The organism is Halostagnicola sp. A-GB9-2 (assembly GCF_030068615.1).
Taxonomy (GTDB): domain Archaea; phylum Halobacteriota; class Halobacteria; order Halobacteriales; family Natrialbaceae; genus Halostagnicola.
In genome coordinates this window covers 232,408-257,356 of record NZ_JASJOC010000001.1, presented here as the reverse complement: position 1 = coordinate 257,356, position 24,949 = coordinate 232,408, and the positions used below count along the sequence as shown (strand labels likewise).

26 protein-coding genes, 1 tRNA gene and 1 pseudogene are annotated in these 24,949 nt (G+C 59.6%); 15 read left to right on the top strand and 13 right to left on the bottom strand.

Features of this window, described 5'->3' with window-relative positions; genetic code table 11:
• Nucleotides 1–3: 3 nt before the first annotated feature.
• The 8 genes from QNM96_RS01340 (at nt 4) to QNM96_RS01305 (ending at nt 5,048) form a co-directional block, all read left to right on the top strand.
• Nucleotides 4–468, top strand: a complete 465-nt coding sequence (locus tag QNM96_RS01340) for a universal stress protein (protein WP_283834204.1) — start codon at nt 4–6, stop codon at nt 466–468.
• A 174-nt stretch (nt 469–642) separates the two neighbouring features.
• Nucleotides 643–882 (top strand): hypothetical protein, encoded by a 240-nt coding sequence (locus QNM96_RS01335; protein ID WP_283834203.1) that lies wholly within the window; start codon nt 643–645, stop codon nt 880–882.
• A gap of 72 nt (nt 883–954) precedes the next feature.
• Complete coding sequence (locus QNM96_RS01330; protein WP_283834202.1) at nt 955–1,503, top strand: tRNA (cytidine(56)-2'-O)-methyltransferase; 549 nt, start codon at nt 955–957, stop codon at nt 1,501–1,503.
• Nucleotides 1,504–1,608: 105 nt separating this feature from the next.
• Complete coding sequence (locus QNM96_RS01325) at nt 1,609–2,127, top strand: transcription factor (RefSeq protein ID WP_283834201.1); 519 nt, start codon at nt 1,609–1,611, stop codon at nt 2,125–2,127.
• Complete coding sequence (locus QNM96_RS01320) at nt 2,127–2,816, top strand: DUF2110 family protein (protein ID WP_283834200.1); 690 nt, start codon at nt 2,127–2,129, stop codon at nt 2,814–2,816. Before QNM96_RS01325 ends, QNM96_RS01320 begins: the two co-directional genes overlap by 1 nt.
• 6 nt (nt 2,817–2,822) lie before the next feature.
• Nucleotides 2,823–3,596, top strand: coding sequence for a DUF5803 family protein (locus QNM96_RS01315; RefSeq protein ID WP_283834199.1), 774 nt, complete (start codon nt 2,823–2,825; stop codon nt 3,594–3,596).
• A gap of 127 nt (nt 3,597–3,723) precedes the next feature.
• The gene (locus QNM96_RS01310) at nt 3,724–4,239 is read left to right on the top strand and encodes a chemotaxis protein CheD (RefSeq protein ID WP_283834198.1); all 516 of its coding nucleotides are present in this window, start codon (nt 3,724–3,726) and stop codon (nt 4,237–4,239) included.
• Entirely contained in the window at nt 4,236–5,048 is an 813-nt protein-coding gene (locus QNM96_RS01305; RefSeq protein ID WP_283834197.1) for a protein-glutamate O-methyltransferase CheR, read from the top strand. Before QNM96_RS01310 ends, QNM96_RS01305 begins: the two co-directional genes overlap by 4 nt.
• 102 nt (nt 5,049–5,150) lie before the next feature.
• Here QNM96_RS01305 and QNM96_RS01300 read toward each other — a convergent pair whose 3' ends face one another.
• From QNM96_RS01300 to QNM96_RS01260, 9 genes and pseudogenes are all read right to left on the bottom strand, one after another.
• Entirely contained in the window at nt 5,151–5,921 is a 771-nt protein-coding gene (locus QNM96_RS01300) for a hypothetical protein (protein ID WP_283834196.1), read from the bottom strand.
• The gene (locus QNM96_RS01295; RefSeq protein ID WP_283834195.1) at nt 5,918–6,406 is read right to left on the bottom strand and encodes a hypothetical protein; all 489 of its coding nucleotides are present in this window, start codon (nt 6,404–6,406) and stop codon (nt 5,918–5,920) included. The genes QNM96_RS01300 and QNM96_RS01295 overlap by 4 nt, the downstream gene beginning before the upstream one ends.
• Nucleotides 6,403–7,266 carry a hypothetical protein gene (locus QNM96_RS01290; RefSeq protein ID WP_283834194.1) on the bottom strand — a complete coding sequence of 288 codons (864 nt, stop codon included), beginning with the start codon at nt 7,264–7,266 and terminating at the stop codon, nt 6,403–6,405. Before QNM96_RS01290 ends, QNM96_RS01295 begins: the two co-directional genes overlap by 4 nt.
• Nucleotides 7,263–7,853 (bottom strand): hypothetical protein, encoded by a 591-nt coding sequence (locus QNM96_RS01285; protein WP_283834193.1) that lies wholly within the window; start codon nt 7,851–7,853, stop codon nt 7,263–7,265. Before QNM96_RS01285 ends, QNM96_RS01290 begins: the two co-directional genes overlap by 4 nt.
• Before the next feature lie 50 nt (nt 7,854–7,903).
• Nucleotides 7,904–8,401, bottom strand: coding sequence for a hypothetical protein (locus QNM96_RS01280; protein WP_283834192.1), 498 nt, complete (start codon nt 8,399–8,401; stop codon nt 7,904–7,906).
• A 1-nt stretch (nt 8,402) separates the two neighbouring features.
• Nucleotides 8,403–10,328: a type II secretion system F family protein gene (locus tag QNM96_RS01275; RefSeq protein ID WP_283834191.1), complete on the bottom strand. Its 1,926-nt coding sequence runs from the start codon at nt 10,326–10,328 to the stop codon at nt 8,403–8,405.
• 134 nt (nt 10,329–10,462) lie between these two features.
• Nucleotides 10,463–12,409: pseudogene (locus tag QNM96_RS01270) on the bottom strand (type II/IV secretion system ATPase subunit); the annotation flags it as partial.
• A gap of 273 nt (nt 12,410–12,682) precedes the next feature.
• A complete protein-coding gene (locus QNM96_RS01265; RefSeq protein ID WP_283834190.1) occupies nt 12,683–15,271 on the bottom strand; it encodes an MMPL family transporter in 2,589 nt (862 codons plus the stop codon).
• Nucleotides 15,272–15,704: 433 nt separating this feature from the next.
• Entirely contained in the window at nt 15,705–16,097 is a 393-nt protein-coding gene (locus tag QNM96_RS01260; RefSeq protein WP_283834189.1) for a DUF5367 family protein, read from the bottom strand.
• 264 nt (nt 16,098–16,361) lie between these two features.
• On the opposite strand from QNM96_RS01260, the gene QNM96_RS01255 reads away from it, so the two are divergent.
• A complete protein-coding gene (locus tag QNM96_RS01255) occupies nt 16,362–16,748 on the top strand; it encodes a nuclear transport factor 2 family protein (RefSeq protein ID WP_283834188.1) in 387 nt (128 codons plus the stop codon).
• A 355-nt stretch (nt 16,749–17,103) separates the two neighbouring features.
• Nucleotides 17,104–17,442, top strand: coding sequence for a hypothetical protein (locus tag QNM96_RS01250; protein ID WP_283834187.1), 339 nt, complete (start codon nt 17,104–17,106; stop codon nt 17,440–17,442).
• 328 nt (nt 17,443–17,770) lie between these two features.
• On the opposite strand, the gene QNM96_RS01245 is transcribed toward QNM96_RS01250, so the two are convergent.
• From QNM96_RS01245 to QNM96_RS01235, 3 genes are all read right to left on the bottom strand, one after another.
• Nucleotides 17,771–18,994, bottom strand: a complete 1,224-nt coding sequence (locus QNM96_RS01245; RefSeq protein ID WP_283834186.1) for a polysaccharide deacetylase family protein — start codon at nt 18,992–18,994, stop codon at nt 17,771–17,773.
• A gap of 582 nt (nt 18,995–19,576) precedes the next feature.
• Nucleotides 19,577–19,999, bottom strand: a complete 423-nt coding sequence (locus QNM96_RS01240; RefSeq protein WP_283834185.1) for a hypothetical protein — start codon at nt 19,997–19,999, stop codon at nt 19,577–19,579.
• Between the two features lie 435 nt (nt 20,000–20,434).
• Nucleotides 20,435–20,506: transfer RNA gene (locus QNM96_RS01235), tRNA-Ala, on the bottom strand.
• A 282-nt stretch (nt 20,507–20,788) separates the two neighbouring features.
• On the opposite strand from QNM96_RS01235, the gene QNM96_RS01230 reads away from it, so the two are divergent.
• From QNM96_RS01230 to QNM96_RS01215, 4 genes are read left to right on the top strand one after another with little or no spacing between them, the layout of a single operon-like run.
• A complete protein-coding gene (locus tag QNM96_RS01230) occupies nt 20,789–21,256 on the top strand; it encodes a 30S ribosomal protein S15 (protein ID WP_283834184.1) in 468 nt (155 codons plus the stop codon).
• A gap of 6 nt (nt 21,257–21,262) precedes the next feature.
• Nucleotides 21,263–22,495: an exonuclease gene (locus QNM96_RS01225; RefSeq protein ID WP_283834183.1), complete on the top strand. Its 1,233-nt coding sequence runs from the start codon at nt 21,263–21,265 to the stop codon at nt 22,493–22,495.
• Nucleotides 22,492–22,842 (top strand): KEOPS complex subunit Pcc1, encoded by a 351-nt coding sequence (locus QNM96_RS01220; protein WP_283834182.1) that lies wholly within the window; start codon nt 22,492–22,494, stop codon nt 22,840–22,842. Before QNM96_RS01225 ends, QNM96_RS01220 begins: the two co-directional genes overlap by 4 nt.
• Nucleotides 22,839–23,480 carry a 30S ribosomal protein S3ae gene (locus QNM96_RS01215; RefSeq protein ID WP_283834181.1) on the top strand — a complete coding sequence of 214 codons (642 nt, stop codon included), beginning with the start codon at nt 22,839–22,841 and terminating at the stop codon, nt 23,478–23,480. Before QNM96_RS01220 ends, QNM96_RS01215 begins: the two co-directional genes overlap by 4 nt.
• A gap of 87 nt (nt 23,481–23,567) precedes the next feature.
• On the opposite strand, the gene QNM96_RS01210 is transcribed toward QNM96_RS01215, so the two are convergent.
• On the bottom strand, nt 23,568–24,008 hold the full coding sequence (locus tag QNM96_RS01210) for a plastocyanin/azurin family copper-binding protein (protein WP_283834180.1): 441 nt from the start codon (nt 24,006–24,008) through the stop codon (nt 23,568–23,570).
• A 163-nt stretch (nt 24,009–24,171) separates the two neighbouring features.
• Between QNM96_RS01210 and QNM96_RS01205 the strand changes: the two genes are divergently transcribed.
• Nucleotides 24,172–24,927: a protein sorting system archaetidylserine synthase gene (locus tag QNM96_RS01205; protein ID WP_283834179.1), complete on the top strand. Its 756-nt coding sequence runs from the start codon at nt 24,172–24,174 to the stop codon at nt 24,925–24,927.
• Nucleotides 24,928–24,949 lie beyond the last annotated feature (22 nt).

The window sequence follows — 24,949 nt, the reverse complement described above, 5'->3', positions numbered from 1 at the left end:
CCAATGTACGATACGATACTCATCCCAACGGACGGAAGCACGGTCGCAGAGAACGCCGTTTCCCACGCAGTCGATCTCGCGGCGAAGTACGACGCCGACGTACACGCGCTGTACGTCGTCGATACCAGCGCGATGGATATCGGGCTCGGCGCCGAACAGGTCGATCGGATTCGACAGGGGAAGTTCGGCGAAATGCCCGAACTCGAGGAGCGCGCCCGGAACGCGACCGGCTTGGTCACGGATCAGGCGGCCGATAACGGCGTCGACGTCACCGAGTCGATCGTCGCCGGTCAACCACATCGACAGATCGCCGACTACGGCGAGGAAAACGACATCGATCTGATCGTGATGGGATCGGCCGGCCGCGGCGGCGTCCGACGCGCGCTCCTCGGAAGCGTTGCGGAGCGAACCCTCCGAACGACGACGATTCCGACGATGGTCGTCGACATTCGCGACGAAGACGCGTAAGCGTATGACTACCGATTCCCGTGTGCCGGCGGGTCAACTCGCCGGTCGCTGGGATCGGACCGGTCGAAGGGCGATCGACGAAGATACTGAAAGCAAGCTTTTCCACAGCACAACGGGTTCACCGCGTATGAAACGAACTTTCAAATCCGACATCAGAGTCAGGGTGAGAGATCCGTGACTGGCGTTCGAGAGCGACTCGAGACGGCTCGAGACGAGCGATGGGGGATCCTGACGGATCTCGCGTTCGCGATCGTCTGGGTGACCATGGTCGAAGTGCTCTTCCAACTCGTCGACGGCCCGACGTGGGCGTACTACCTGTGTATGATTTCAGGCATCGTCGCCTACTTCGCACTCGTGACGAGTTCAGCGCTCGCGACCGCCGACGGAGAGGGTTCCGGCGATCGGGACCACTAACCGAACGGCGTTGTCTCGAGCCAGCGCTTTCTAATCCGAATCCACATATATTCGACGCCACAAGTGCCGTCCATGGATGGCTCGCCCGAAGTCGCCGTTCTCCGTCTCGGTCACCGACCCGGGCGCGACGAACGGATGACGACACACGTCGGATTGACAGCGCGCGCACTGGGTGCCGACCGCGTGATTTTTCCCGATAACGCCGGACAGTCACTCGAGACCGTCGCGGATATCACGGACCGATTTGGCGGCCCCTTCGACGTCGAACTGACCGATTCGCCGAATGCGATCATCCGGAACTGGGACGGCTCGGTTGTCCACCTGACGATGTACGGCGAGCGGGTCGAATCCGTCGAGGACGAGATTCGAACCTCACACGACGAACACGAAACGCCGCTATTGATCGTCGTCGGCTCCGAGAAAGTCTCCTTCGACGTCTACGAAGCCGCCGACTGGAACGTCGGCGTCACTAATCAGCCCCACTCGGAGGTCGCCGGGCTGGCGGTCTTTCTCGACAGGCTTTTCGAGGGACGCGAGTTCGATCGGGAATGGAAAGGGGCCGATCGTCGGGTCATTCCGAAGGAAACCGGAAAGCGGGTCGAACCAGTCGACGACGAGTGATTCTCGAGAACGATCAGGTACCGGATCGAACCACGACGACCGTTCGACCGAGGACTGCGCCGTCGCTCAAAAGACTTAATGGTCGCATACTATTAGGGGTAGCTAATGGCTTTTGAGGAGCTGCTCGAGGATCCAGTCATCCAGAAGTACTTACACGAGCTGGTCGGCCCAACGGGGATGCCCGTCGCGGCGGCACCGCCGGACGGGGAAGTGACCGACGAGGAGCTCGCAGAAGATTTAGATCTCGAGCTCAACGACGTCCGTCGGGCGCTGTTTATCCTGTACGAGAACGATCTGGCGACCTACCGTCGTCTTCGAGACGAGGATTCGGGCTGGCTGACCTACCTCTGGACGTTCCAGTACGACAACATCCCGGAGAACTTAGAAGAAGAGATGCATCGTCTCCACGACGCCCTCGATGGCCGTCAGGAGTACGAACGAAACCACGAATTCTATCTCTGCGAGATCTGTTCGATCCGCTTCGAGTTCGGCGAAGCGATGGACTTCGGCTTCGAATGTCCCGAATGTGGCTCGCCAGTCGAATCGATGGACAACGACCGACTCGTAAACGCAATGGACGATCGTCTCGCCGCCCTCGAAGACGAACTTAATATCGACGCCTGATGGTTGTACTTGCAACGAAACTCTACGTCAGCGGTGATGCACGCGAGCGAGCGACGGATTCGCTCCGATCCCTAGTGAACAACGAAATCGGCGACCTCGAGGTCGAGTTCGAGGTCGGCGTGCGCCACGACGATTTCCCCTCGGTAACGATCGAGGGCGAAGACGCCGTCGTCGCGCGAAACGTCCTCCGCGAGGAGTTCGGCGAAATCGTCCCCGATCTCGAGGCCGGTGAAACGTACGTCGGAACGCTAGATTCGTGGGACGAAGACGGCTTCATCCTCGACGCCGGCCAAGCGGTTCGGATCCCGGCCGAGGAGTTCGATCTCGGTCCCGGTTCACCGACGCAGATCCGCGAACGCTACGGACTCGTCCAGCACATGCCGCTGCGGTTCGTCTACGGCGGCGAGTTCGGCGACGAAGATGCAGAGCCCTCTCGTCTGGCCGAGGCAGAACGCGATCGGCTCTACGAGTGGAGCCGCGGCGACGGTCGGCTGAACGTCAACAGCGCAACCCGCGCCGAAGTTCGGGCGACGCTCAATCGCGCCGGCCACGCCCAGGATTACATTACCGTCGAACGACTCGGCCTGCTCGAGCAGAGCGTGGTCTGCCCGGAGGATACCGACCCGCCGGGACTCCTCTCGAGCATCGGTGAGTATCTGCCAGCAGAGCTCCGTTGTGTCGTTCCCTAACCTGCCATGAATCGACGTCTCGTTCTCGGCATCGTCGTCGTCGGTCTGCTCGTGACGTTTGCGGGCTGTTCGATGTTCTTCGGCGGCATCTCCGACGAGGAACTCGACCGCGAACAGGACTACGAGGACTTGCGAGAGAGTGACGCCGACGTCGCGATCGATGTCGAAGGTGCGAGCCTGATCGGTGGCGGCGAATATCGCGCCGTCTACGATCTGAACGGAACCGAGGAGATTTCGATGTCCGAATCAACCCTCTACAGCGACCAGGCCGTGGACGTCCACGCCGTTCGATACTGGCATGAGAACGGAACCGAGCTAACGGGCTCGGAACTCGATATCGAACAGGAGAGTGCGAGTACCGATATTCGGGTGCCGGACGGAAACGGAACGCTCGCGTTTTCGGGCGATTCGACCTCCAAATCGTTCCAGATTGGGATGTACATGCAGGGAAGCTACGAAGTGACAATTCCCGAGGGACACAGCACGTCGAATTTCCTGCTAGGCGGCGTTAGTCCGGGCGGATACGATCGGGAAGAAGTCGACGGCCAGGAGCAACTGACGTGGGACAACGCCGATAGTTCGATCTCGTTGCGATACTACAATACGCGAGACGTGCCGCTGTTTCTCGGATTGATCGGCGTCGTCGTGGTCGTCGGCGGCGCTGGTGTCGCCTACTACTACCGTCAGGTCAAGGAATTAGAGGAACGTCGAAAGCGGATGGGCCTCGACGTCGAAGGCGGGGACGAATCGGACGACGATTCGCCGCCAGGGCCCCGGTAGTTATCGTCCGACCCGATCGCCAGCTTCCGTTTCGTTTTCGAGGGAAGAGTACTTGAACAGGTACGCACAAGTGACTATATCGCAGAGGAGAACGTCACAAGCGGTTTCAACCGATCGGAGGACACAGATGAACCAGCCCAATTCTGAGCCGAACGCACCCGCTCCACGACAGGTGCGCATTTCCGATGCTCTCGTCGGTACCGGAAACGATATCTTCAAATCCTACGGGTTGGGGTCCTGTCTTGCGATCGCACTCTACGATCCCAAACGAGCGGTTGGTGGGTTAGCACACGCGATGTTACCCGACAGTACGGAGACGACGACGACCAGTGACAAACCGGGGAAGTACGCCGACACGGCGGTACGAGCGCTGCGCCGACGAACGATCGAGGCCGGCGGTTCCCGGTCGTCCCTCGAGGCCAAAATAGCCGGCGGCAGCGATATGTTCGAGTTCAAGCGTCTCGGAGACAGCGTTGGCCAACGGAACATCGCCACGGCGAAGGCGGAACTCGAGACGCTCGACGTCTCGCTCGTCGCCGAAGATGTCGGCGGAAATCACGGACGAACCGTCGAGTTCTCCCTCGAGACGGGCGAACTCGTCGTTGAGACTGCGGACGACGAACACGGAGACCAAACGCTATGACGACGGATACGTTCGAAACACTACTCGAGTACGTCGAAACCGAACTCGCCTTCGCGACGAGTCACTACAACGATAGTTATCTGGATCGACGAATCACGTCTCGAATGCGACGGACCGATTCAGAGACGTACGAGGAGTATCTGGCCCACCTCCGAGCGACGCCCGACGAACAGGTCGCCCTGCTCGAGTCGATGAGCATCAACGTTACCGGCTTCTTTCGAAATCCCGACGTCTGGGAGGGGATCCGTGCCGTCCTTCGAGAGCTATCGGAGACTCGAGGAACCGTACGCGTTTGGAGTGCGGCCTGTGCGGACGGACGCGAACCGTATTCGCTAGCGATGCTCGCACACGACGATCCCGGGATCGACGAGTCTGCGGTGGAAATCCTCGCGACCGATATCAGCGAACCCGCACTCGAGACCGCTCGAGAGGGAGCCTACGAGGAACTCCGAACGGTCGATTTGGCCGAGCAACTCGAGTTTCTGGAGGACTATTCGAACTACGTCGAGCGAGACGGGCGAACCTACGAAGTAACCGATTCGATCAAACGGACCGTTACCTTCGAACGCCACGACCTCATAAACGACGAACCCAAATCCGACTTCGACCTCGCGACCTGCCGGAACCTGTTCATCTACATCGACAGCGAGTACAAAACGCCGATGCTCGAGACCATCGAACGGTCGCTCCGACCGGAGGGATACCTCGTTATCGGTAAATCGGAGACGATTTCCTCGAGAGTACAGTCCGCGTTCTCGGTTCACGATTCCCGTCTCCGAGTGTATCAGAATCAACCGAACTCCTCGTGAAGGGCATTATACGTCGTTTTTGAGACCGGACTGTGGAAACGTCCCCATTCGCCAACCTCGAGAGCGCGGCGCTTTCACTGACCACGCGGCCTGGCAACGGATTCAGACCGACGTAGCGTAGTCGATGTCGATCGTCACAACGTGAACGGAGAGGCTGTCGACAACCGCACCCTCCGATCCGGTACACGTCCAGCTATCGCCGGTTTCGGTCCATCCGTCAAAGGCGCGTTCCCAGCCGCGGTCGGACGAGCGTGCAGTTTCGACATCTATCTCGAGCGCATTGACGTTGAAAAACGTCTCTCGATACGACTCCGTTTCCGTCGCAGTAACTGAAACGACCCCGTTCGACTGGACGGCACGGTTGTCTTCCTTGATCTTTACGACCGAAACGATTGCAGTCTCATCCTCACACTGTATCCGTGGCTCCACGAGACTCGTCCGTTTGCCGGTTTCGCTCGTTCGAAACACGCCCCCACCCTCGTATGCGACCGCGTGGGAATCGTCCCCGTAGACGAACGAGCCGAGACGCCACGACTCAGTGTCAGTCCCACCCGCGTGGTCGATAGCGACCTCCAGCCGCGGTCCCGGTTCGCCCGGAGCGATGGTCTGACCACTAACTGCCAACTCGTTGTCTCGCTGGCTCACACCGTCGATTCGAAGGATATCGTTGAAATCGTTCGAAAGATCGTCCACTGCCCGTTCGGCGAGGTGGAACTGTTCGTGTTCTTGCTCGATCTGTATCGCCTGAAAGCCGACGATGGACACCACGGCAACGCTGAGAACGATCGTTCCGAAGACGAGGACAAAACTAACAAGTTCGGTGACCGCGCGTTCGTCCCGTCGCCCGCTCCGCTCGTTTCGGGTCCGTTTCATGGGTTTTCGAACCCAAGTTGATCACCATCGTGAACGACCGAGATCGCCCCGCCTCGAACCGAGCCTTTCGCATCGATGTCTGCATCCAACTCTCCGAGTGGGACGTACACCGACTCGTCGATGCGGGTCGCGGTGAGTTCGAGGCAGTGTTCGCTCGCCGACAGCGCGACATCGATTTTGTGACAGTCGTCGACGAGTCCGACTCTGTACCGCGAGTTGGCGACGGTATCCGGATACTCCACGGAGAGTGTGACCTCCTCGGTCGCTCCGTCGGTAGATCCCAGCCCGTCAGCGCGAGTGACTTCGGTTGCGAGGCGCTCGCCCGTCGTCTCGAGCGAGTCGGCTACGGTTCGGTCGGTCTCGGCCTCGAGGGACGTTCCACCACCGAGTAGCAGAGCACCGACGAGTATCGTCGTTATTCCGAGTGTCAGGGCGTGCGTTAGTGCGATCGAAACCGCACGGCTGTCGCGATGGAACGCGATCACGGCCCCTCACCGAACCCGTAAATCGCGTGGGTGCGTTCGGTCGTGACGTCCCTCGAGTCGTACTGAAGCGTGAGCTCGGCGAACTCGACGCCGGTTGACTCGGCGTTCTGGACTCGCGTATCCGAACCGCTCGTAACGACATCGTACGATTCGAGCACCGCGTCGTTCGTCGGATCGACGGTGACGGACTCGTAGCCTCTCTCGCTCTCGAGAACGTCGTACTCACAGTCGCTCGAGTTCTCTTCGTCGACACCGTCGTCGCCGGTTACGAGATCGAGTTCGGCGTTGCTTGTCTCGACCGTACAGGCGTTTCCATCGGCCGCTCCGACCGATATCGCTCCGTCACCGGTCGGAGCGAGCGAGAGCTCCACTGGATTTCCCTCGAGCGGAACGGCCATAATCGCGATTTCCTGAGTTACGGTATCCGTTGCCGTCTCGATGTCGAATTTCGAAAACTCTCCCTCGAACAGAAGCTCTCCGTCGGATCCGATCCGTTCGCCACTGAACCGCCGAATTTCGGCCTCGTCTTCGACGATAGCTAGTTCCGCACTGACGACTGCCGTTCCACCGGCGGCGTTCATCCGTCGATACTGTTCGACGTACTCGGCTACCGCTCGCTCTATGCCCGCTTCAAATTCGAACTCGTCTTCGTTCCACGCGGCTTCTACGATGTGTTGAACACCGTCGACGACCCCGTGTTCCGTCGCCTGCATCGCGCCGCGGTCCCGACTTTCTGCGCTCGAGGAAGCGGTCTCCGTGTACACCATCCCGTTGAAGGTGAGGACCAGCCCGAGGAGGACGAACGCGATTGCGATGGAACCGACGAGGAGTAACTGCCCGCGGTCTCGAGAGTGAGTCACCAGACGGTCACCTCCACGCCAATCACGGTGCCGGCCGATTCACCTGGAGGACTGATCGAAGAACGGAGACCGAAGTCGTCGGCCTCCTCCTGGTCCCCAAAGACAGTTACCACGTAATTCGCGGCGACTGCGTTTGTGTCCGGCTCTTCGTCGGAGGTCGCATACACCGTCTCCTGGCTGACCGAGCCGTTTTCGTTCTCGAAATTGAACGAGATCAGATACTCCAGATCCCTCGGAGATTCTCCGAACTGTTCGGCCAGTACCTCTCCAAGAACGTAGCTTTCGACCTCATCACTCGAGAACTGGGTGCCGTTCCATGCACGAACGAACGCCGAAAGGGTTCCCACTTCTTCGTCGCCCGGTCCCCCGTCCGCAGCGGCTGCGACGACGAGCGCATCCTGCGTTTCCTGTTGGAGCTGGTTTTGACGATCACGTTCGCCTGACTCCTCCATAACCGCCGCGAGCGGTCCCGAGTGAAGGGCCATAAGGACCACACCGAGAACGATTGCGGCTCCGACGAATCCCTCAAGCGTGTACGCCTGAGCGCGATCTCCGCCAGAGCGGTCGGGTGTTCGAGGCTCGTTCATACGGCTGATCGAGGTGATCGCCCGCCACGGGAGGGAAAGCAAACGGGGACTCATCGGTTCCCAACCCTCACGGTGAGCCGGCAAGCGGACTGACACTCGTTGATACCGGCTACGGAAACGAGGCGCTCGACCGTGACTGCGGAGTGATCATCCACATCGGCGTCTCCCCGCGTCAGGAGGCTGGTTTCTCGGTCGAGCGTCTCAAGAGAAATCGTCACCGACTCGAGCGACGCTCCGTCGACCGTTCGAAGCCCGAACCGCTCCGGAAACCCTTCGGTATCGTACTCGTTCTCGAGTCGGTCTCCGTCTAGTTCGTTCGGGTTCTCGCCGGTCTCGAGGTCGTCGACGATTGCCGTTGCGACGCGGTCGGCCTGAGCGTATGCGGCGCCGTCGCTCTCTACGGCATCCGGTCCGACGAGCGAGGGGACCGTCGCGAACGCGAACGCAACCGCCAGCAGGAATATCCCGATCCCGATGGCGAAATCCTGTGCGGTCTGGCCCCGATCCACCTCACCGATTGAAACCCAGTGTGATCGTGTTTTTACCATCTCAAATCACCACCGCCCAGCCGACGAGCGCGATAGTCGAAAGCGCGATCACGTACTTCGCTCCGCTCAACAGGTCCGCGTTCCGAAGGTATCCACAGATGAATCCCGAGAGAATCGCCTGGAGGGTTACCGCATGAAAGAACACCGCCGAAAGCGTGCCGGCATCGATACGAGAACTGGAATCGACGTTCGTCAGTTGGCCGGAAGCGCCGCCGCTACCGGTGGCAGTTTCGGTCCCGAGCCCCGACATCGTCTCGACGAACTGCGTTTGCAAGACCGCGATAACGGCGAGTACCGTCAGAAACGTCATGACGATGATGGCGACCTGCATTCGGGTTCGTGACCGTCGCTCTCGCTCGAGTTCGTCGTGGTTCTCACTCGCCGTTGCGGCCGTCCGTAACACGGGCGTGATGTGATTCGTCGCTTTTTGCGCTTCGGTGATGAGCCGCGTCGTCCTGGCCAGCCTCGGGAGCTGATAGCTGTTTGCGAACTCGACGAGCGCCTGGTCCAGACGCCTCCCGTAGGCGACCTTGGTATGCATCGCTTCGAACTCGGTAGCCAGTCTTCCGTCGGCCGTCTGGGAAACCGATCGGAGCGACGCGAGGAGCGGTTGCCCCGTATCGTTTGCACTCGAGAGCTTTCGGAGGTCTTCCGAAAACGTGTCGACGACCGCGGTACGCCGTGAGACGTTCCACTCGTAGAACGCCGCGAGTGGAGTCAAAACGAGATACAGCGGAACATACAGGGAAACGACCGTCGCCCGTATCGGATCAGCGGCACTACCGCCCCAGGGAAGCCCACTGATGCCGATTACCGTCGCCCCTCCGACAACGAGAAGCGATGCCGGAATGGTCACCGCGAGCGTAGCGAGTGGGCGCTCGCGAAAGAACGCGTGTGGCTCCGCGAGAAGGGTCCATCTCTTGTACGCGCGCTCTCGGTGCCTTATCCGAGTGAAAATCCGGTAACGGCCGACGAATCGCTCGGCGGGGTCCGAATCCGAAAGCCCCTCTTTGGGCGTCGTCTCGCTTTGCCGATAGGAACGTGCGAACTCGAGGACTCCGTCACCGCACTCGTCCCGTTTGATCGTCGAGATGAGCACGAGGAACGCGATTCCAATCGCCGGAAGTAGTCCGTACACGGTCAGATAGAGCAGTTGGCCCGTCACAGCCGCGTTCGGAAGCAGTTGCATCACGACGACGACGATCACCAGCAAGAGCGGGAACAGTGAGAGCGTCATATACAGTTCGCCGACCAGTTCCAGCGTGTCGAGCGTTCGTTCCTGTTGTTGTTTGGCGGTCTGGGCGTGGCGTTCCGATTTCTCCTCGAGGAACCGCTCCATGTCACCGCCGCTGTTGATAGTCGAGAGCAGATCCAGCAAGAACTGGGACAGTCCGTCGCTCGGTGTTTCGTGTGCCTGCGTTCGGATCGCACTTCGATAATCGGACCCAACGTACTCCACGTCCCGCAGAACGCGTTGGAACTCCACTGCGACTTCGCCGTAGGCGTCCTCCGCGTCGGCGACCGCCTCGAGGAGCTCGAGGTGATCGAGGCCGCCGACCGACAGCGCGTACATAAACGAAACGGCGTCGGGAAGGAGCATGTTGATCTCGCGCTTTTTGGCGGTCGCTCGTGCGTACGGGCGGACGATAATCGAACCAAAGCCGAGTATTGCGCCGGCCGTTCCGAACAGGAGCCCCGTTCCGGCAACTGCGACGGAGGCTTCCAGAGCAGTGCTCGTCTCGCCCAGCGTGGAGCCGAGCCCCACTCCGAGCAACAGGCTGATGAGGCCGACGACGAATCCAACGACGCCAGCACGAGCGAGATAGCCCTCTGCGGCCTCAGTTATTCCGGCCCGCTCGAGTTTCGTCTCGAGCGTCGTGAGACTCACCGCCCGTTTCCCGACAGCCGAGGCTCCCTCGAATCTCATGGATCGTCCCCATCCGCTTGAAGTGACAGTTCGGGGCGAGAATCAGCTTCGAGACTGGAGAGGGACTCAGCATCGGAGGGGGCCGGACCGTCGGGTTTGGACGGGTGTCTCGCCGTCGCTCGCGCGTTTTCGGTGCGATGGTCCTCGAATATCGTGTCATCAGCGCGAGCAAGAACGCTCTTCGAGCGCCTTTCCGTCGCTGCGGACGGCTCTGGACGAGAAACGAGGTCATCCGCCAACGAATTCCCGTCGATCAGCACGCTCTCCATTTCGCGAAGCTCTTCAAGTCCCTCCTCGAGGCGATCGTTCGCCAGCAGAGCGAGGACGCGGTCCGAATCGGTCGTATACGCCTGTACAGTCGCGGCGACTTCCGCGTAGGCGTTTAATCCGTTCTCGATCAGGTACGCGAGTACGACCCGTCGCTCGAACAGCTCGTTCTCGAGTCGTTCTCGGCTCCAGCCGCGATCGAAGCGAATCTCCTCGAGGGTGTTCGAGTCGCCGATCTTTCGATGATCGTCGGTCGCCGCCCGCCACTGATAGACGTCTCGAACGTTGATTTCGTCGTTCTCTGCGTCGTAGTGGTTGATCTCGGTGATTCCCCTGTTCCGTCGGACAGTCCGTCCCTGCACTCGAGTCTGGGTCTGGACCGATACCAGATCCAGCGCGGTAACCATCGTTTTCGAGACATCGATCGGCGTCGTCGTAAACCGCTTGAGGACCTCGTCGACGGAGTCGGCGTGGAAGGTCGTACAGGTAGTGTGGCCCGTCGACATGACCTGAAACAGCGTTCGTCCTTCCTCGCCGCGAACTTCGCCCATCAAAATGTAGTCCGGGCGTTGACGGAGCGTCGCCTCGAGCAGGTCGAATTCGTCGATCGCGCCCGCAGAATCGGTCGCGATCGAGGGCCGCGTCGTACTCGCGATCCAGTTTCGTTGCGGGAGCGTAATCTCCCGCGTGTCCTCGATCGAGACGATTTTCGAACTCGAGGGGATAAACAGGGAGACGGCGTTCAGGCTCGTCGTCTTCCCGGATGCCGTTCCGCCGGCCAGGAGCAGGCTCTTTCCGTTCTCGACGGCCAGCCAAAGGAACGCCATCTCCTCGAGGCTGAACGTGTTCCAGTTGACGAGATCGATCGGAGTAAACGGAACGTCGGTGAACTGCCGGATCGTGTAGTTCGTTCCGTGATCCGAAACCTCCGAGCCGAGCGTCAGTTGCGCCCGCGAGCCGTCGGGGAGCGTGGCGTCGACTTGCGGTCGTCGCCTGCTGATCCCGCTTCCGGACCGTTGGGCGAGTTTGACGACGAAGTCGTCGAGTTCCGATTCGCCGTGGCGGACGTTCGAAATGAGCTGTTCGTGTTCTGCGTGGTAGACGAACACCGGAGCGTTGTAGCCGTCGACGGAGATGTCCTCGACGTTGGGATCGCGTTTGATCCCGTCGATGCGCTCGTAGCCGACGAAGTCCCGATTCAGCCGGTAGCGGAGCTTCTCGATCTGGTACTCGCTGAGCGTTTCTCGATCGGCCGCGAGAACTGCTGGCTCCGGACGCGCTTCGATTCCTCGAAGTTCGCGTGCGCCATCCGGTTGGTCCGTCTCTCGCTCGTCTCGGCGGCCTCGATCGGCTCGCTCACCCCGAAACAGCGCCCGGATCGTCTCGAGGAGGCCGCCTCCGTTACGGCCGTTCGTCTTCTCGAGCAGATCGTATCGCTCAAGCAGTCGTCTGGTTTTCCGCTCGATGACGTCCCGCCTTTCCGCCCGTTGTTTGCCCTCCTCGTCAGCGTACTTGATCGTCGTCCGGAGCTTTTCGGCGAGGAACTCCCGAACGTCTGCCTCGAGGTCGTTCAGGTGCGGTTCGATCAGGAAGTATTTCGGCTCGTTTTCGGTCGTCGAGTGGAAGATGCTGACGAACGCGTAGGGTTCGTTCACCCAGTATCGATCGACTTCCCGGAACTGTGTCTTTCGCTCGATCGGGACGGCCTTCTCGAGGTCGTATCGGTTCGTGACCGTCGTCACTCCATCGTCCGTCGAAAAGAACGTCTCCTCGTCGATGTCGTCTTGGACGGTTACCGTCCGGGTCTCGACGACGGCAGAGAGCGTCGTAGCGATCGTACCGGCGGTGGAAAGCGTCTCCTGCATGCGTTTCGGCTCTTCTGAATCGAGGGACGAACCCGACCAGTCGTCGCCGTCGATAGTCATGAACGGGGTTCGCCTCCCTATCACTCAAAAACCCATTCGTCAGCGTCCCGCCGACCCGGTAGTTCTGTGCCCATGTCATAGGGTCGGTTGTCAGTCATTTCCGGTCAGTCGCCAGAGCGGAGTGGCGACTGACCGGTAAACAGTTCCAACCGACCCTATCAGTCACCCGACCCGATTGAGAACGCGCTCGCGGACGACAAGCAGGCACGGAAGCACCGTGAGACACGCGAGGAACGCGAAGACGATACTCAGGCCGGTGACCAGCCCGAATCGCTGGAGTGGCGGCGCGAGCGCGAGCGCGAGGACGCCGAATCCGGCGGCCGTCGTCGCCGCGCTCCCGAGGAGGGCCCCGCCGGTTCCGGTGATCGTCGCGACGAGCGCGTCGTCGAGGGAGTCTCGTGCGTCGCGTTCGGCGACGAACCGTTCGCCGACGTGAATGCTGTAGTCGACGCCGAGGCCGATCGCGAGACTCGTGATTACCGCCGTTTCGCTGTTGAACGGCACCTCGAGTACCGCCATCGTTCCGAGCAACCAGGCCAGCGCGGCGACGACCGGCGCGAGCGTGACGGCCCCTAATGTGAGCGAGCGGTGTCGAATCCAGTAGAGCCCCGTCAGGAACGTAAGAATCACGACGAGCGTGACCGCGAACGCCTGGACGAGCGTCTCGAGCAACGCGTCCTGGACGACCGCCGTCGTTACGGGACCGCCGGCCGCCGTCGCAGTCACCGGCCCGCCGGTCTCGATCAGTGTCGCGACGTCGTTCGTGTCGTCCGCAACATCCTGTGCGGCCGCGTCACCGCGCACGTCGATGATCAACCGGCTCGTTTCGTACTCGCCGTCGTCCGTCCGGTAGAGTACCTCGCTCGCTCGATCCTCGTCGGCATCGAAGAGGAGGTCGTAGAACTCGTCTACGTCCTCGTTGGGAAGGTCGTTTCCGGACGTATCGCGTTCCTCGAGCGCCGCCGCGACGGTTTCGTTTTCTGCCGCGATCTCGCGGATGGCTGTCTGGGGCCCGTCGATCGCGGCGTCCCCGTCCGGATTCTCGAGAACGGTCCCGCTCGTGTTCGCCTCAGCGGATGCGTCGTCGATGGACGGAAGCGTCGCCGGATCGGTCACATCGCCGCGTATCAGTATCTGGGTCTGTGTATCCTCGCCGCGCTCTCGGAAGTTGTCACTGAGGTATTCGACGTCGTCGGCAATCGTGTACGTGTCCGGTTCAAACGGCCCCGGTAAGGAGTCGGTCCACTCCGGCGCGTCCTGGGGCAGGAAATCCGCCTCGTTGAACTCCGTGTCGATGCCGGTCGCGCCGTAGGCACCGCCGACCGCGAGCAAGAACGCGACGGCGATGACGGCCAACGGCGCTCGACGGGCGACCGCGACGGCACCGCCGAGCCCGCGGGTAACGAGCCCGCCGCCCATCCCGAACGGCTCCCTGGCGCGGTCGCGATCGAATCGGTTCTCGAGGATGCCGTCGACTTCGACTTTCAACGCCGGAACGAACATCGCGAACACAACGAAGGTCGCGAAGATTCCGCCGGCGCTCAGGATCGCGAAGTCCCGAATCGCCGGAAGCGGGCTGACGACGTTCGAGAGAAAGCCGACGCCCGTCGAAAACGTCGCGGCCGCGAGCGCGAGCGAGACGCCCGCGAGTCCGATTCCCATCCCGACTTTCGGGCCGATCCGGTCACCGTCTCCTTTCGGGTTCGGTTCCGGTTCCGGTTTCGATTTCGGTTCCAACAACCCAGCGCGGGCCTCCCGGTATCGCATCACGACGTGGAGCGAGTAGTCGATCGCCAGGCCGATCAACAGAAACGGCACCGCGATCAACAGCTGGCTCATCGGGATCTCGAGCCAGCCCATGATCCCCGCGAGCCAGGCGAGCACCATGGCAATCCCCACGAGGCCGATGCCAACGTCGACGACGTCGCGGTAGGTGACCCCCAGCACGAACAGGACGAGGACGAGCGCGAAGGGGGTAATGATCGCGAAGCTATCGCCGACGGCGCTCGAGGACGCTTCGTCGGTAACGCCCTGCCCGAAGACGAACGCGTCGTCGAACCGGTCGTCGACCAGCGAGTCGATCGTCACCTGCGCGTCGTAGGTGGCCTGGGGTTCCTCGTCAGGACCAGTTTCGTCGATCTGGAAGGCGAACACGATTCGAGACTCCGCCTCGGTCTCGCCCGGTTCGTACGCCGTCGGCAGGAACTCGTAGGCGTCCTCGCCGCCCTGTTCCGCATCGGGATCGAGCACGTCCGCGAGCAGTTCTTCGACCTCCTCGTCCGATCGCGACTCGAGTGCCTCGATCTGCTCCTTGAGCGTGGGTTCGGACGTGTCGGGCTGGCCGTTCGCCTCAGCGGCGCGGTCTTCGAACACGGCACCCGTGGCCACGAGATTCTCGAGCGCGAGGAACGGGTCGTCCTCGAGCGTGGCGTCGATGTCAGGGTCGTTTCGGATCTCCTGTTGTAACTCGAGGCCATCGAGCAACGAGTCTCGAGTGAGCACGTCGCCGTCACCCTCGCGTATCACGATTTGGGTGACCACGCCGTCGTCAGTGCCGTAGGTTGCTTCGATCTCCTCGAGTGCTTCGATTTCTTCGGAATCGGTCTCGAACTCGCCGATTCCCGCATCCTCCGTTTCGCCAACGGCCGCTCCGGCCGCGACGAGGGTGGTTGCGATTAACAGGAGGGCGACGACCAAGCGGCTGTGCTCGGTGATGACTCGAGCGTATCGCTGTGCCACGGTTCCCGTCATTTCTTAGCGTTCCCCTGCGTCGGCGTGGGCGGCCAACATTCGCATTGAGAGCCAGTTAGTCTCGAACGGAGATATAGATTGGTCGGGTCAGGGATTCGTTCGCGGGGTAGACGTGCTCGAGAGACAGTCGTGAGATAGCCTTTGCTGGCTTTGGTGAATCGCCATACGGCGTTAGATTAGGAGATATCGGCGACTGTGACGGAGCCGACTCGCTCTCCGATCGTGGTGTTTTCTGAGGGCGTGGCTGAAACTGTCCAGCGTATCGCCTCTCGGACCTGGCCTTCGCCCAGAGAAGTCGATTGACCCATTTAGGTATCGAAATCAAACTCAACGCAGAAAACTAAGCGCATTGTCTTTGTCTCCATCTCGCTTGTACTTTCACCAACAACCTCTCCCTATGTGACCGTATGACAACCCGGCGTTCGTCGGTCGATTACCGGCCGGAGAACAGTCCGACCAGCAGAGCGAGGACGTATGCCAGCAGAAGGAAGCCGCCGAAATACTGTGCTGATTCGACAACCATATTCGGGAAGACGGTTCCGAAGAAGGGTAATACGATCGCATCAAGAACCATTCCCGGTGTTACCAGCAGTATTGCGGCCAGTGGACGGTGAGTTGAATCGACGGCTCTCCAGCGGAAGGCCCCGATGGTCAATAGAACCATCGCAGGAATAGTAACCACGAACAGACCTGCAATTATGTAGGGCGTATCTGGACTGATGAGAACCTGTCCAACGAGTCGAAACGCCACGGTTGCAATCAGCCAGATAGCGAATCCAAATCCGAGTAGGAACCACACATCCTTCGATGATACGTTTCCATTCATAATCAGATAGTAGACAAGAGGGGGTATATCTTCTCCGATGAAGTGTCTCGAATTGCAGAAGACTGGACGCATATCGAGGATATTCGTCAACTCACGAGCGAGCAGAACGGGCGGGGGATACTCAGCATAGCCAACTGGCTACTGTTGAATGGGTGAGTACAGCGTCAAAATCGGCCTAGGGTCGTGATCTCGCTTCTGGCTCCCTGGGTAGGCAGGTGCCAGATCTATTGTCTCTGGGATCCTAATTATAGGTGGTGTAGAACAGTGGCAGTAATCACGCAGAGTAACACCGAGATAGTCCGGGGGATGTACGACGATTTTAACGAGGGTGACATCGACGCCGTCTTGGCTAACATGGCCGAGGACATCGAGTGGACCGAACCGGAGGGGTCCACGTACGGCGGGACCCACGAGAGCCCCGAGGCAGTGCTCGAGAACGTCTTCGAGCCAGTTATGGACGACTACGAGGAGTTTCGCGTCGAATGCGAGCGGGTCATCGACGGCGATGAGATGGTCGTTGCGCTCGGGACGTTCTACGCGACACCGGAGATGGGCGAGCGGATCGAGAGCCCGTTCGCACACGTCTGCGAACTCGAGGACGGTCGAATCACACGGTTTGTGAACTACACGGACACCGCGCTGTGGCAGTAGCCGCTCCGGGCCCCCTTCTTTTGGTGACCGTGACTGTCTGTCTTTCGCTGACTGTGACAGTCTGTCGGATGAATGCGACAATAAAGACGAGAACACATTATTCCTCTCCGAAAACAGTAGTTATATGACAATACAGGACGTGTTGTCAAATGGAAGCCGAAACTCCACGGAAGGGGGCGTTCGTATTGAAATGCCCCGGGTGGTGATGACACCCGAGACGTGGCTTCCGAACCCGTCAAGGGTCAGTTGCCATGATACGATTGCTTCTCCGCGGGCTTAAACATCCCGTCCGACAGACGAATCGAAGTCAATTACCGCCAGCCGCCGCTCACGCGCCTGGAGGTGGGTCTAAGCGATGACCCCGCCGACGACCGACCTGGTCGTAGACATTGTTCGGACTCTCGAGAAACAGGGCGTCCCTCGAGACGCCTACCAGCTCGCCAGCGAGTTCGACCCGGAGGCGCTCGCGCGGTTGGTCGATTCCGGTGGCGAGAAGGTTGAGGTCCATCTCGAGGTTCACGGGGTTTCGCTCGTCGTAACGAATCTCGGCGTTCGGGTGACCGACGAGAAACTGTCGTCTCACCCCGAATGCCCCGAGTGTGGACTTCCGGTTACTGCGGTCGTCCAACTCATTCCAGATTTCCACAATGCGTATCCCTGCGGGTGTCGGGTTCGAGGAGATTTGCTCGAGTAGTTGGGGTCCTCAAGGATGTTTTTTGGTTGGGTAGACTGTGGCTCGAGGTCTGTTCAGTCGGCGTTTGGATCCAGATGACCGGGTAGTTGTTTACCGGTCATTCGCCAGATCGGGGTGACGACTGACTGGAAATGACTTACAACCGACCTTATGAAGCATGAGACGGGCACAGCCCGATGCAGACAAGTACAGCATCACTAAGTGCTGAAGAGGACGAATCGAAGATTTTAACGACAGAAGGGTATTCTCAATGGTGCCTTTGTACAAATTTTGTCTGAAAATTGGCTCACTCAGAGAATAGTATTTATTTCATCTATTGTAAAAAACCTCACGCATCGTCAGAATCGCTAGAAAGTAAGCGACTGGCGGCAAGCGCTCCTCCAACCGTGGCTGTAGTGCCTGCGATGACGCCCAAACCGGGTGTTGCGTCGGCAGAACTTTCGTTATCTCTCTTAGTAGCATCGCCACCATCTGATTCGCCTTCTGTTGAACTCTCGTTTTTGGTATCCGTTCCATTATTATCTGGAGAGTCTGGAGCATGCTCGTTTGGGGATTCGCTACCATCGGATTCCTCACCATTCACTGGTAGATCCGGCTTTTCAACGATCCCCAGCGTGTCAAGTGCCTCCTGTACCGTGACGATTTCAAGATTGTGATCCAGTGCGCTTTGAATGGCGAACTCGACTCGGTCAGCGGGAAGCGTGTCATACTGGCTGTGCCCGCCAGTGATTCCGAGAACGTCCCGACTGGCGACTGTCTCCATGAATTCGTGGATTTCTTCATCAGTTGCCATGTCGGTCTCGATGTACTGCCGAATCATTTCCGTCGGCACTAGTTCATTGATCGGATTGTGTCCACCTCGCCCAGTTCGGTGGTTTGGGACCGACTCGTAATATTCGGGAACGATTCGCTCGACAAGCCCATCGTACCGCCCGTAGGGATAGACGAATCCAGTCGCTGGTATCCCCCATTCGTTAATTCGAGATTTACTTTTCGAGAGTATTTTGCGGGTAAACTCCTCGGTGTAACGGACGTATGAATCGTCTGATTCGATTATTTTGCCTACTTTCGACTTGAGATCGATGTAGTCGCCTTTTTCGTTTGTCCCGCTGTCGCTGACTACCCCAGTAACCAACTCCTCGCCGTCGGTGACAAGGGCGATAGGGTCATCCACATATCGTCCGTGCCGGTTGGTGTCAACATAAATTCGGTTATTGGCCGGATCGCAGTCCTTTGTGAGCGGGATATGTCCGAGTGCTCTGTGTTTCAGTGTGTGCGACATAACCTCCCAGCCAGCATTGTTCATTTTCACAACATGGTCCGAGTCCATATACGCAGTCGACGAGTCCATCAATCCAGGGCAGACGGCTATGCAGCCCGGAACATCGTATTCCTGATGAACCGGAAACGTTTCTGTATAGTCTTCGAGAGGGCTATCATCGTACGTGAATACGACCATCCCCTCTGTTTTGCTCGCAGATGCCGTAAATGGTAGCGAGACTCCCCCTACTGTAGATACCCCCGTTGCAAGCATCCCCCTTCGTGTCACCATATATTGGAAGTACAATAATCCAATATTATAAACCCTTTATCATTATCTCTGGAAACACCATTGGTTATAGCCTCAGAAATCTAAACCAACATAAAATCATTTGTGGATTTAGAGATCACAGTTAAATTCTCACCTTGTGATTCGGAGCATCAAGGAATACCAATTTTCAACTGAACCGAACGACTCCGAGTAACTGTACCAGGCTGGTGTCGTTGAACTCGAGGGTGAACGTCACCGGCTCTTGAGTTGAGGGGCACCGGTCGGAAGTTGTGACTATCAAATACGAGAGTCTAGGAAAGAGTAGCTCCCCAATCAAAGGGGAGATGACGCGATGTCGCCCAGGAATCTTCCGCAAGGTGTTCTGAGATGCGCTCATCGACCGTACACATTCAGCGAGCTGATTTTCGGAAATTCATCGACATAGATGTTTCGCCGTCAGAGCTAGTCAAAAGCGCTCGAGTAGTGAGGGGTAGTTTACCTCCGCCAAAATGAGGACTACGGTCGGGGACCCCTGTTGACGACCGAGCATGGGCGACCTCACAAAATCTTCAGCGGGATTTCCTCGACGGGAAGTAACTGCCCTCAGTTCTGCTCTTGGTGTTCCATTTCGAACACCAAAATCTGTCGACCATCTTGCTCCTCGAACCGATAGTCGAGGACATCAACTAATCCCTGATACTCCCACTCACCATTACCGGAATCCTGATAGAAGAAATGGACCGGGGCTCCTGAAGACACAGCATCAATTAAAACTGAGTTCCCCGGGGAGGATTCACTTTGGTCTCCCGAGAGACCTTCTCCAATGTACTCGAATTTACTCTGCGTTACCGAGTCATCATACGGGCCATCCTCGTTGGCGAACACTAGCACATAGCGTCTGTCTTGACTGTCTCGCCGAGGATTAATGCCAGAAATCTGGTACCCAAAGCCAGTATCGAAGGCTTCCTCGATTTCGTCTTTTTCGTAATGACCACCGACTGTAATTTCCTCGGGAGATGTGCGCATACTCCTACCACTACATCCCAGTGGTATCAATTTGCTTGTCTATCCGATGAGGCCGGGAGAGGATAGAATTGATAATATCATCCAGCGCAACTCTCTGCGTGAAACCGGCGTATGGCTCAAGGGGTACAGCGAAGACGGGTTCAAATTACTCAGACGCGACTGCCGGTTTTGCGATGAAAGTCACCCAAAATCCGGCTCGGTGACTCATGAAGACACGCCGCTGTCTGGCCAATTGGGTGATAACGCAGAAAGTAGTGAACTCAACAGGAGACTTCGTCTCCCGAGCCTTCGCTTGCGTTGCTCGCGAAGACGCCGGGATTTGAACCCGAAGGAAGACGGTCGCTCACTTCGTTCGCGCTGCGACTTCCAGGGCTTCAAATCCCGCCTTCGCCGACGATTTGCGCCGCTCGAGAGTTTGTTCGCGGCGAAAAGGAGTGGACTCGCGGGGATTTGAACCCCGGGCCTTCCCCGTGCCAGGGGGATGATCTACCACTGATCTACGAGCCCTCGTTCGTACTTACGGGTTTTTTGTGGGCATAAATAAACCCCTCGAATTGGAGGGAACCGCGGTACTGTCCCACACTCGATCAGACAACAACCCCCTAATACAGCACTCGCGGTCGGAGGTAGAAACCCTTTAGTCCCTAACCGAGTAGATACCAGTGGGAACCGCACGGCCGCAAATCTGACCCTGTCACCCCGTCTCTTTGGGTGACTCGAGATTGCGGAAGTGCAACCCGGCGAGAGCCGGACATATGCGGCGGTCAGTGCGTTTCCTATCCTCAATCAATGGCACGAATGCATACACGCCGTCGAGGCTCGTCCGGATCGGACAAGCCGGCGGCAGACGAACCACCGGAGTGGAGCGACGTCGACCCAGACCAGATCGAAGAGCGGGTCGTCGAACTATCAGAGCAGGGCTACGATCCGAGCCAGATCGGCATCAAGCTACGTGACGAGGGTGTCACGGGCACGCCGATTCCGGACGTCAAACTGGCGACCGGCAAGAAGCTCACCGAGATTCTCGAGGAGAACGACGCGCGGTCGGAGCTTCCCGAGGACCTCCGAAGCCTGATGACACGTGCGATCCGACTCCGCGAGCACGTCCAGCAGAACCCACAGGACTACCAGAACAAGCGCGCACTGCAAAACACCGAATCGAAAGTGCGCCGACTCGTCGATTACTACCGCGGGAAGGAAGTCGAACCCGACTTCACCTACTCCTACGACGTCGCGAAGTCGCTTCTCGAGGAGTAATTCCAGATGTCTACAGAGGGTCGTTCGACCGAAGCCACACTCGCCACCGCCGACCTCGAGAGCGCGAGCTTCGTCCGTCTGGTCACGCGACCAGACGGCGACGCGCTCGCCGCTTGCGGGGTCATCGCGGACGCGCTCGCCGAACGGGAGATCCCGTTTCAGGTGAGTGCCGTCAGGACGGTCGGCGAACGGACGACCCTCACCGAGGATAGTCAGGACCGACCCCAGACCGATCAGACGCTCGTCGTCGGCACGGTCGACGGCGACGTGTCCCGGATCGACCCCTCGGATCGACCGGCCACCCTCGAGGCCTGCGAACTCGCACGCGAACTGGGTTCGACGCCGGATCCAGTACTCGCGCTTGCGGGCGTCGTCGCGGCCGGCGTCGATCCCGGCGCTGGCGAGACCGAGTGGCTCCTCGAGGCGGCACTCGAGCGGAATCTACTCGAAGAACGACCCGGCGTTGCGGTACCGACGGCGGACCCGATCGACGGGCTCGCCCACTCGACGCGAGTGCGGGCTCCGTGGTCCGGCGATCCCGAGGCGACTCGAGAGGCGTTTTCGGCTCTCGTCCCCGCGGAGGGGATCGACTCCGAAACGAGCGCGTCTCGAGAGATTCACCGGAAGATCGGCTCGCTCGTCGCGATCGACGCTGTTGGGATGCCGGAAGCTACCGACGGCGCTTCGAACGCGATCGCTCGAGCTCTGAGTCCGTACGCGGCGACGAACGCGTCGCCAGACGTACCGGAGTCGACTCGACACACTGTACCCGTCTTCGAGACGATTGGCGGCTACGCCGACGTGCTCGAGGCGACGGCGCGCGTTGAGCCGGGAACCGGAATCGCGCTGGCGCTCGGTCACGACGCACGCGATCCGGCACTCGACGCGTGGCGCGACCACGGTCGTGTCGCACACGCGGCGCTTGGGGCCGGCTCGACCGAACGCTACAACGGTATCGTCGTCGTCAACATCGACGACGGCCCGGTCGAAACCGTCGCCCGACTCACAGCGGCCTACAGATCACCGGAACCGCTCGTTCTGGCGGTCGGTGACGGTGAAACCGGTGTCGCGACCACCGACGCACGTCCCCTCGGGTCGACGCTCGAGGCGATCACCCGCGAACTCGACGGCGAGGGGATCGGGTGTGGCTACGACGTGGGCCGACGGCGCGGCTACCTGACCTACGACTCGGACGCGGACGAATCGACGATCATCGCGGCAGTACGAGGGCAGATATGACGAGGAAAGCGACGATTCGGACGACACACGACGATGCGGAACGCCTCGCTCGGGCGCTCGCGCCCGACAACACCGATGAGATGGAGACGAGTGTCGAACGCCGAGAGGACGGCACCCGAGCCGTCGTCACGCGGATCGAACGCGAGACGACCGGCAGTTTGCACTCGACGGTCGACGATTACGTCGTCAACCTCGACGTCGCTCGCAGTATTGCCGAGCGCACATCTGGCAGCATCGACTCGCAGAAAACCAACCGTCGGAGGGACTCGAGTGCGGATGCGGACGGCGCGTCCCCGCCCGCGACGAACTCCGACACCGACACGAAACACGAACCTAACACACAATGAGCGAACGATCAGTTTCACGCGCAAAGCAGGAAAAACGGTGGTACACCGTACACGCCCCGGAGCAGTTCGACCGCGAAGTGCTCGGCGAAACACCTGCAGATGAACCGGACAAGGTCTACGGACGGACCATCGAAACAACGCTTGGCGATCTGACCAACACCGCCAGCGAAAACAACACGAAGCTCACCTTCAAGATTACCGACGTCGGGAGCGACAGTGCGTACACGGACTTCGTGGAGCACTCCCTGACGCGGGATTACCTGCGCTCGCTGGTCCGACGCGGGGCCTCCAAGATCGAGGCCTATGTCACCGTCCTCACGACGGACGACTACCGCGTCCAGATCCAGCCGGTCGCGTTCACGACCAAGAAGGCCGACGCGAGCCAGGAGAAGGCCATCCGCGAAAAGATGGTCGAGATGGTCGAGGAAGCCGCCGAAGAGCGAACGTTCGACGACCTGATCGACGGCGTCGTCGAAGGTCGACTCTCCTCGGCGATTTACGGCGAAGCGAAGCCAATCTATCCGCTTCGCCGCGTCGAGATTCAGAAGACGACTCTTGAAGCGCATCCGGAAGAAGTCGCAGAGGAACAGGCGACGGCAGTCGACGTCGACGAAGAAGACGTCGCGGCGGACGACTAACAGTTCGAACCACGCCGTTCGACGCCACCGTTCGATCGATCGAATCGTTTTTTCGCGACGGGATGTCTCGAAACCGCAACTACACTGTCACTCGGTGACTTCGATGAACCCGATCATTCCGCCGTCTTCGTGCGGCAAGCAGACGTAGCTGTACGTTCCCGGGACCTCGAAGGTGTGTTCGAACGTCTCTCGAGTGCTGATGGTTCCGTTCGCTTCGTTCCAGAACTCCTCGTCTGCCGTCTCGAAATCGTCGTAGTCGCCGGTGGCGAAGTACTCTGCGTCCCCCTCTTCGAACTTCCCCGACCAGTACGCCGTAACCGTGTGGTCGGCTTCGCTCGTATTCTTCCAGACGACGGTTTCCCCGGCAGATATTTCGTACGTTTCGGGGACGAATTCGGTCCGGGTCATGCCGACATCACAGTTGTCGCCACTGCAGGGCTCTCCGAACATTCCAGAGACCGTTGAACAACCCGCTATCCCCACTGTGGTTACCGTTCCCAGGGAAGCGAGATAGGCACGGCGGTTCATAACCGTGCTTAGCAGAGACTGAATATAAGCCCCCGGTTCGATTCCCAGTTGGAAGGTGTGGTTCGGTCGGTCTCACCGGGACCTCCCAGGGTCGGCCAAACGGAACTGCGAGCCGTCGACCAAACGAAAACACGTAAGGTAACTCCCCGTCGAATTCGCGAGTATGCTCCCCCGGTTCGTCGGTCGACTCGGCGTTGCCGACGCAGTGACGATCGCAAACGCTGCACTCGGCTTTATCGCCGTCGTCGTCGCCTTCGTCGACATCGATGTCGCCGCCAGGCTCATTTTGTTCGCTGCGATCGCGGACGGACTCGACGGCATTCTCGCCCGCCGATACGGCGGAACCGAGGCGGGACCGTATCTCGACTCGCTGGCCGACGTCGCCTCCTTCGGGGTCGCTCCCGCTGTCCTCGCGTTCGTCGTCGTCACCGACGGACTCGGTATCGGGTTCGATGCGATCACGTCCGAGTTGCTCCTCGTGATCGGTATCTGTGCGCTGTTCGTCGCGATGGCCGTTGCAAGACTCGGCATGTACACCGCCTACGATACGACGGCGAGTCACACGGAAGGGATCCAGACGACGCTGGCGGCGACGATTATCGGTGCCGCGATTCTCGCCCGCGGGCCCGCCACCGAACCGTGGCTCATTCTCGGTGTTACGGGGGCGTTCTGTTATCTCATGGTGTCCCGGATCCGGTATCCGGATCTGCTCGTTCGAGACACGCTGATCATGGGCATCGTTCACGTCCTGGCGATTCTCGTTCCGAGCTTCGCCGGACGGACCTTTCCGTACGCCTTGCTCACGCTCGGGATCGCATACATGACGCTCAGTCCGTGGTTCTACTGGCGCGAAGACACGCAGTCGGACGCTTCCGAGCCCGGCGACGCCGAAAACACGGAGATACACGGGAACGTGTAGTCGAGGACCGTATTCTCTCACC

Excerpts from the sequence above, each read along its gene's own strand:
- QNM96_RS01315 (WP_283834199.1), top strand. The coding sequence starts at position 2,823 with ATGAATCGACGTCTCGTTCTCGGCATCGTCGTCGTCGGTCTGCTCGTG.
- QNM96_RS01330 (WP_283834202.1), top strand. The coding sequence starts at position 955 with ATGGATGGCTCGCCCGAAGTCGCCGTTCTCCGTCTCGGTCACCGACCC.
- QNM96_RS01265 (WP_283834190.1), bottom strand. The coding sequence starts at position 15,271 with ATGACGGGAACCGTGGCACAGCGATACGCTCGAGTCATCACCGAGCAC.
- QNM96_RS01215 (WP_283834181.1), top strand. The coding sequence starts at position 22,839 with ATGAGCGAACGATCAGTTTCACGCGCAAAGCAGGAAAAACGGTGGTAC.
- QNM96_RS01240 (WP_283834185.1), bottom strand. The coding sequence starts at position 19,999 with ATGCGCACATCTCCCGAGGAAATTACAGTCGGTGGTCATTACGAAAAA.
- QNM96_RS01275 (WP_283834191.1), bottom strand. The coding sequence starts at position 10,328 with ATGAGATTCGAGGGAGCCTCGGCTGTCGGGAAACGGGCGGTGAGTCTC.
- QNM96_RS01300 (WP_283834196.1), bottom strand. The coding sequence starts at position 5,921 with ATGAAACGGACCCGAAACGAGCGGAGCGGGCGACGGGACGAACGCGCG.
- QNM96_RS01260 (WP_283834189.1), bottom strand. The coding sequence starts at position 16,097 with ATGAATGGAAACGTATCATCGAAGGATGTGTGGTTCCTACTCGGATTT.
- QNM96_RS01225 (WP_283834183.1), top strand. The coding sequence starts at position 21,263 with ATGTCTACAGAGGGTCGTTCGACCGAAGCCACACTCGCCACCGCCGAC.
- QNM96_RS01310 (WP_283834198.1), top strand. The coding sequence starts at position 3,724 with ATGAACCAGCCCAATTCTGAGCCGAACGCACCCGCTCCACGACAGGTG.
- QNM96_RS01285 (WP_283834193.1), bottom strand. The coding sequence starts at position 7,853 with ATGAACGAGCCTCGAACACCCGACCGCTCTGGCGGAGATCGCGCTCAG.
- QNM96_RS01325 (WP_283834201.1), top strand. The coding sequence starts at position 1,609 with ATGGCTTTTGAGGAGCTGCTCGAGGATCCAGTCATCCAGAAGTACTTA.
- QNM96_RS01220 (WP_283834182.1), top strand. The coding sequence starts at position 22,492 with ATGACGAGGAAAGCGACGATTCGGACGACACACGACGATGCGGAACGC.
- QNM96_RS01320 (WP_283834200.1), top strand. The coding sequence starts at position 2,127 with ATGGTTGTACTTGCAACGAAACTCTACGTCAGCGGTGATGCACGCGAG.
- QNM96_RS01340 (WP_283834204.1), top strand. The coding sequence starts at position 4 with ATGTACGATACGATACTCATCCCAACGGACGGAAGCACGGTCGCAGAG.
- QNM96_RS01210 (WP_283834180.1), bottom strand. The coding sequence starts at position 24,008 with ATGAACCGCCGTGCCTATCTCGCTTCCCTGGGAACGGTAACCACAGTG.
- QNM96_RS01230 (WP_283834184.1), top strand. The coding sequence starts at position 20,789 with ATGGCACGAATGCATACACGCCGTCGAGGCTCGTCCGGATCGGACAAG.
- QNM96_RS01245 (WP_283834186.1), bottom strand. The coding sequence starts at position 18,994 with ATGGTGACACGAAGGGGGATGCTTGCAACGGGGGTATCTACAGTAGGG.
- QNM96_RS01205 (WP_283834179.1), top strand. The coding sequence starts at position 24,172 with ATGCTCCCCCGGTTCGTCGGTCGACTCGGCGTTGCCGACGCAGTGACG.
- QNM96_RS01280 (WP_283834192.1), bottom strand. The coding sequence starts at position 8,401 with ATGGTAAAAACACGATCACACTGGGTTTCAATCGGTGAGGTGGATCGG.
- QNM96_RS01305 (WP_283834197.1), top strand. The coding sequence starts at position 4,236 with ATGACGACGGATACGTTCGAAACACTACTCGAGTACGTCGAAACCGAA.
- QNM96_RS01250 (WP_283834187.1), top strand. The coding sequence starts at position 17,104 with ATGACCCCGCCGACGACCGACCTGGTCGTAGACATTGTTCGGACTCTC.